We start from the raw sequence: 5,847 nt of genomic DNA on the forward strand, positions 1-5,847 counted from the left end.
CGGGAACCGCAAATTCTGCGCTCGCAAACATCAGTTTTTCAACAGAATCGGCGGGAAGCGGTCGTTCGCTGCGAGTGCGAGCGGAAACGTGCGTCTGGCTGGAAGCGGTCGTTCGCTGCGTAGGCGCCCTGCTAACAAAAATTGGACGATAGCAGATACAATGTGGTCTATTTGGGAGCAGGTAGAGCACCTCAAGAACGCATGACAAGAGGCCATGCTGAGCTCAACACATGAACATCGCGACTGAGCAGGGACGATTGCGGCTACATGGCTGAACCAAGTAACTCAACAGAATTATCGATAGCAGCGATGACAAACGCCGGAGAGTTCGAACGTTTGGCAACAAGTACCCTCCGTGTCGCGGATCCGCTGTACAAGGGCATCGTTCACACAGGTGTGAACCCCATAGGGCAAACAGTTACAGACCCTTTGGACGGAATCTCAATTTGTAGGGCCTTAGACGGTCAATGGTATGCTATCGCCTGCGAGCATACAATTACTGCTCGAGCCAACCTCAGGGAGAAGTGGCTAGATCCAAATAACGGTGACCTGTTCAAAGCCGTTGGCAAGCTAACTTCGTTTCGGGAATCTAACCCTGAACATAAACTTAGACTTGTCCTTACAAGCAAAAACACGCCTCCATCTGATCTGGTGCAAGAAGCCCATAGCGAAGCTGCACGCGACAAAGTGGAATTGGAAATTTGGCCAAGTGATAAGTTGGCCAATATTTTGGACATCAATCCAGATGGCCAGTACATCCGCTCCAAGTTCTTTGGCAGTCCGCAAACAAGGCTGTCTCGCGACTTGGCGATCGAGATTTCCCAGACGCATCTCATTAGGCATGCGCCTCTGGTTCCAAGTGACCAGTTGATATTTCGAGAAACCCAGTCCGCATGCCCGGCTATCGAAACGATATCATCGCCGGTGGTTTTTCTTAGTGGCTCCTCTGGCTCTGGAAAGTCAGCATTCTGTCATCAGATGTGCAACACTCTGGTCAATGACGGCGGTTTGGCATTTGTCGTCACTCACAACGCCTTAGAAAATAGCTCTTCACTTGGACAAGCCATTCGCAAAAGTCTAGTCGCAGAATTTCCCTCCTTGAACCTGGACGATCCAGTCGGTGACATCATTCGTGTTTCAGAAGGGCGAGAAGTCCAAATTTGGATTGAAGATATTAACTTATCGGCATCACCAACCGACCTAATATCAAAGCTTAACCGATCTGCTCGCGAACTCAACGGATCAAAGGATTCGTCGCGTGCGAGTAAGCTAAGGGTCCTTTGTCCTTTATGGCCCGAAAACCTCCGATCACTTCCGAGCGAAATGAACAAAGCTGCTCTATGCCGGACAGTTGACCTGGCGGATTTCAGCGATAACGAAGCGAGAGAAGCGATTAAGAGACGGAGCTTTGCTGCAGGCGTCGAATTGACGAACGTTGAGGCCGATGTTGTCAGAGAGCGACTAGGCAACGATCCCCTGTTGATCGGGCTATGGAAAGGAGAGGACGTAGGGAAGGAGAGTGAAGTTCTTTCGTCTTACGTCAATGACGCGCTGTCAGAAGCAAGTCAGTCAAGCGCGCGCTCAGTTTTCTCACTTCGCCGCTCTGTCGAAGCAATAGCTTCTTGGATGCTTGAGAACCGGACAAACGAGCCCTCATTTGAAGCGCTCCATGCAGATTTTGAGTCTTCGGATGTATTCTCAGATATGGAGTCGATTTGCAGTGAGGGACGCCTTTTCAGGGAAGTTCTCCAAGGCGGACAGGTAACGCTTGGTTTCCGCCATGATCGTGTCAGAGACGCCCTTTTGATCGGAAAAATCTCAAACACATTATCAACAGGCGAGTACTCGCACAGCTACTTACTTGATCCCTACTACTCAAAACTTGTAGCTCAAGCTGCAATCAAACCGAATACACCTGAAGAATTCTGGATTTTCGCCAAGCGCACCAATCCGCTAATCTGCTTTAGCGCGTTGAAGTACTCTCAATATGAGAACCCAAACAGAAACAAGCACTTGAAATCACTCTGCGAAGAGCTCATTGAAGAAGGGCTTCTTGAGGGCATTCCTAAGCAAATTCGGTGGGAAATCGAATGGCAGATAGCCGGCCTAATGGGTGCGCAGTTCAAGAAATTGGTGGAGGCCACTAGTTCGGACTCGCATGCAGGTCGCGAGGCGAGAGTGCTAAATGGGAGCGTCAAGGCAGCGGCGAACCTTTGCTACATTGCGGACCCCTACACCAATGCGCCGTTTCGAGATCGTTTGATCAGGCATGCCCGCAAGCGGCATGGTGACCAATGGTTCGAAGATCTATCTGTATTACTCGTTGATACCTCTCAAACCGACAAACAAAGAGAAGCAGCACTCTTTCTTGCTGGAGAGTGCGCTGACATTCGAACAGCCAAGGCAGTCGCTCAATGCTGGACTAACATGCAGGAAAGAGGGGACGAACTGTCCCGCGGGATGCTTTTCGCAGCTGTGTCTTGTTTGAGTGGCATCGATCAAGAGACGCTGGCTAGCGTTTTCAGAGCTTGGGAGGCTTTGCCCCACGAGGATCCGGAGGGCAAGGATAAGTCTGGACTGAGTGACAAACGATACTGGGTGGCTAAGGACTGTCTGTCTGGTGGATTGCGACGGGTGAAGTCCGAACGGACGCTCCTTCCGCTCATCCGGCTTGCAGAGAATAGAGCAGCCATGCGCCATGTGGTGTATGGTTGCCTTGAACAGGTCGATCATCCCTTGGCTGCTACGTTTGTTGCGTCTCACATTGCTGATATCGACAAGCGTTGCGAAGGTAAGGATGGGTGGTTCAACTCGCTAGCGAGCTCGAGGTTTAGTCTGTTCGGATCCGATATGGACCACAATGTTCGGTACTCAGCATCCGCCTTGCGAGTGTTAGAAACCAACTGGGCGAACACAGAAAACGAATTCTTCTTCCGAAAGCGCTGCTTCCAGCTCTGGCGAGCATCCGCTAGCGTGAAGGTGCTGCAACGGCTCGCCGAATGCCCGCCAAAAGGCCTTGAGGACGAGTTGCTTCTTTCCAGATGCCAGATTGGCGACGTCTCTGCCGTTTCTGACTTAAGAGTAAAGATCGAAGAGCGCCATACGACCGGAGTCTACTGGTTTCAGTTCATTCGCCAGTTCGACAGTCGGTTGTTCGAAGACCTCATGGTGCAAAAACTGGAAGAGATTAGTAGCGCATTGAATGCAGGCGACAAACCAGACTACAGCGCGGACAGCACCATAACTGACATTCTGGCAGATCGCCGAGATGAATTCGCAGAACGCGTTATCCTCGACCACTGGGAAGACTTGCAGCACCGCTACAACTACCCTCATGTTCTGTTGTGTATTGCAACACCCGCGACTCTTGAGATTCATGCGCGGCATTTTGAGAAAGTTGAAGACAAACAAGAGTACTTCAAGCATCTCGGCTTTGCCTATGGTATTCGCAATTCAAGCAGACCAGGCATAACTGACTTGGTGCAGCTAGAAGCCCTTGAACCCTACCTAGATCATTTTGACGATCACTTGATTGAAGAGATTTGGGAAGAATGCAACGAGAAAGGGTTCGATGCATGGCGCGCCGTTCACTTGGACAGTCGCCTCCCTCAGGACGGTTGGGCATTCAAGCAGATCAATGATGAGGCGGCTTTTCGGGAACTTGATGCCGAACTGGAAAATCGAAGCAGTATTGAGATGGCTGCCTACTTGTGGTCGAGTATCCGTCGGCGCAATTCGATTTCATCGAGAGAACTAATCGATAGGGCTAATCGTTATGTTGAATGCAGGGCAAATAATGAGTCGGCGGAGTTTTTGGCCGAGCTGATAGCTTTGGTCGGAGAGCGCGCTGATTTGCGGGTTCTGTCGAGACAAGTGCGGGCAGGTTTACTCACCGAGATGCAGTTTGAAGGCATTGTCTTCGCCGTAAAAAAGAGGTCCTTGGTTTAGGAGTCGGCTATGTGGGAGAAGCCCGCGCATCGGAAGATTGAAGGTACGGCAAGGCCTCTGCGCGTAGCATACCTCGTAGATTTGGCTACGTGCGAAAACTTATTGATCGACAAAATCATTGCCGAGAGTTTCAGTCGTTGGTCTGGTCGACGCACTCCGATTATCCCTGCATCCCCGGATGGGGTTGATCCCGCTTATGCGTCGTGGCTGCATGCATTCGACGCTGACATAATTTATAGTTTTTCCAATCTGACTGACGACGCTATCGGCTTGCTAGACGAAGAGTTGGCTCCCGGAATCCTTCACCATCATGAGGACAGGTATCGCGACCCTGAAGGCGAGCGCCGATATGACATTGAGCTTCCACTCCAAGGATTGTCTTGTCTATCTGTCTTACCGATGTTTGCTAGTCGGCGCTGGGGTTTCGGCGACAAGCCACAAGACATTTTGAGCTTCGACAAGTTTTGGGATGGATCCGATGACACGTTCGTCCGTGAGAATTTTGGTTTTCTTTCAACCTGCTTTGGCAACGGTCAACTCGCTGACTCAGCTCCGGAGTTGTTTAAGTGTTTGACGTTGATCTCAGCGAAATCACTTGCAAACCGCCAGTACGGCAAGAGCGAGCACGCCAAGTATGAGAGTGACCCTCGGGCCCTTTTGCAGACTCTTGGACCTGTCCCGTTTTCGTGCCGCCCCATGTGCTCGTTTAAGCCACTTTCCGTTCGAATGCGACGGGGCTTTTCCAGCCTAGTGCTGAGTGGCGTCGTCGCGGATTGTAAAACCCGTTGATGTATTCAAAGATCGCCACTTCAGCTTGCCGCCGCGTTTCCCATGACTTGCGCCAGATCAGTTCGGCTTTGATGGTTTTGAAGAACGTTTCGACAGCAGCATTGTCGTAGCAATTGCCCTTGCCGCTCATCGACACCTTGAAGCCATGCTGGCGCAGAAGCTTCTGATAGTCATGTGAACAATATTGCGACCCGCGATCCGTATGATGAATGCAGCCTTTGGGCGGCGCCCGGAAAGCTATGGCCATGTTCAATGCTCGGATCGCTAAGTCGCGTTTCATGCGATTGCTGACTGCCCAGCCGATCACCCGCCGAGAATGCAGGTCAAGAATAACAGCCAGGTAGAGCCATCCTTCTCGCGTCCAGACATAGCTGATGTCGCCCGCCCACTTCTGGTTCGGTTGATCGGCGTGGAAGTCCCGGTTCAGCAGGTTTGGCCCGATGTTGAACGCATGGTTGCTGTCCGTCGTGACCTTGTATTTCTTCGATCTTTCGACCCGGATGCCGTTCTCGCGCATCAAGCGGCCCACACGGCGATGACCGACGTCCAGACCGATCTCCTTCAACTCTTCGGTCATTCGCGGCCTGCCGTAGCTACCAAGGCTCAGGCGGGACTGTTCTTTGATGTGTGCAAGCGTGACCATATCAGATCGTTGTCTGCGACTGGCAGGGCGACTACGGAAGGCCCGCAAGCCACGTGTGCTGACGCCAACGACACTGCATAAACGGTTGGCTGGAAAATGGTTCCTGTGTTCCTCGACAAACCTAAATCTCATTGCTTTAGGCCCGCGAAGAACTGGGTGGCCTTTTTTAGGATTTCCCTCTCCTCCTTGAGAAGCCGGATCTCTCGTCGAAGCCGCTCATTCTCTTTGGCGAGGTCTAAATCCTCTTGTGAAACCACCTTCGTGTCTCGGTGTGCTGTGATCCATTTGTTCAGCGTCGACATGCCAACGCCCAGATCATCAGCCACCTGCTTGCGCGTCAACCCGCTGGTCAGCGCAATACGCACTGCATCTTGGCGAAATTCGTCCGTCCGTTTCAGTCCCATAGTCAGTCTCCTTTGTTCCAGTAAAGGCTATCAAAGGAGCGGCATCAAACCGTGACACGTCCA

2 protein-coding genes are annotated in these 5,847 nt (G+C 51.7%); one reads left to right on the forward strand and one right to left on the reverse strand.

From position 1 onward, the window contains the following. The first annotated feature begins 267 nt into the window (after positions 1-267). Positions 268-3,948: a hypothetical protein gene (locus tag NH195_RS00010; RefSeq protein ID WP_155846025.1), complete on the forward strand. Its 3,681-nt coding sequence runs from the start codon at positions 268-270 to the stop codon at positions 3,946-3,948. Positions 3,949-4,654: 706 nt separating this feature from the next. Here the strand turns inward: NH195_RS00010 and NH195_RS00015 are convergent. Then, positions 4,655-5,784, reverse strand: a protein-coding gene (locus NH195_RS00015) for an IS3 family transposase (protein WP_155846026.1) whose coding sequence is annotated in 2 segments (ribosomal slippage) — positions 4,655-5,541 and positions 5,541-5,784 — 1,131 coding nt in all. Because the reading frame shifts where the segments join, the coding sequence is not laid out codon by codon here. Positions 5,785-5,847 lie beyond the last annotated feature (63 nt).

The sequence above is a fragment of the Celeribacter ethanolicus genome (assembly GCF_001550095.1).
GTDB classification, from domain to species: domain Bacteria; phylum Pseudomonadota; class Alphaproteobacteria; order Rhodobacterales; family Rhodobacteraceae; genus Celeribacter; species Celeribacter ethanolicus.

What these genes read in the sequence shown, in the direction of transcription:
- NH195_RS00010 (WP_155846025.1), top strand. Translation starts at nt 268, where the DNA reads ATGGCTGAACCAAGTAACTCAACAGAATTATCGATAGCAGCGATGACA.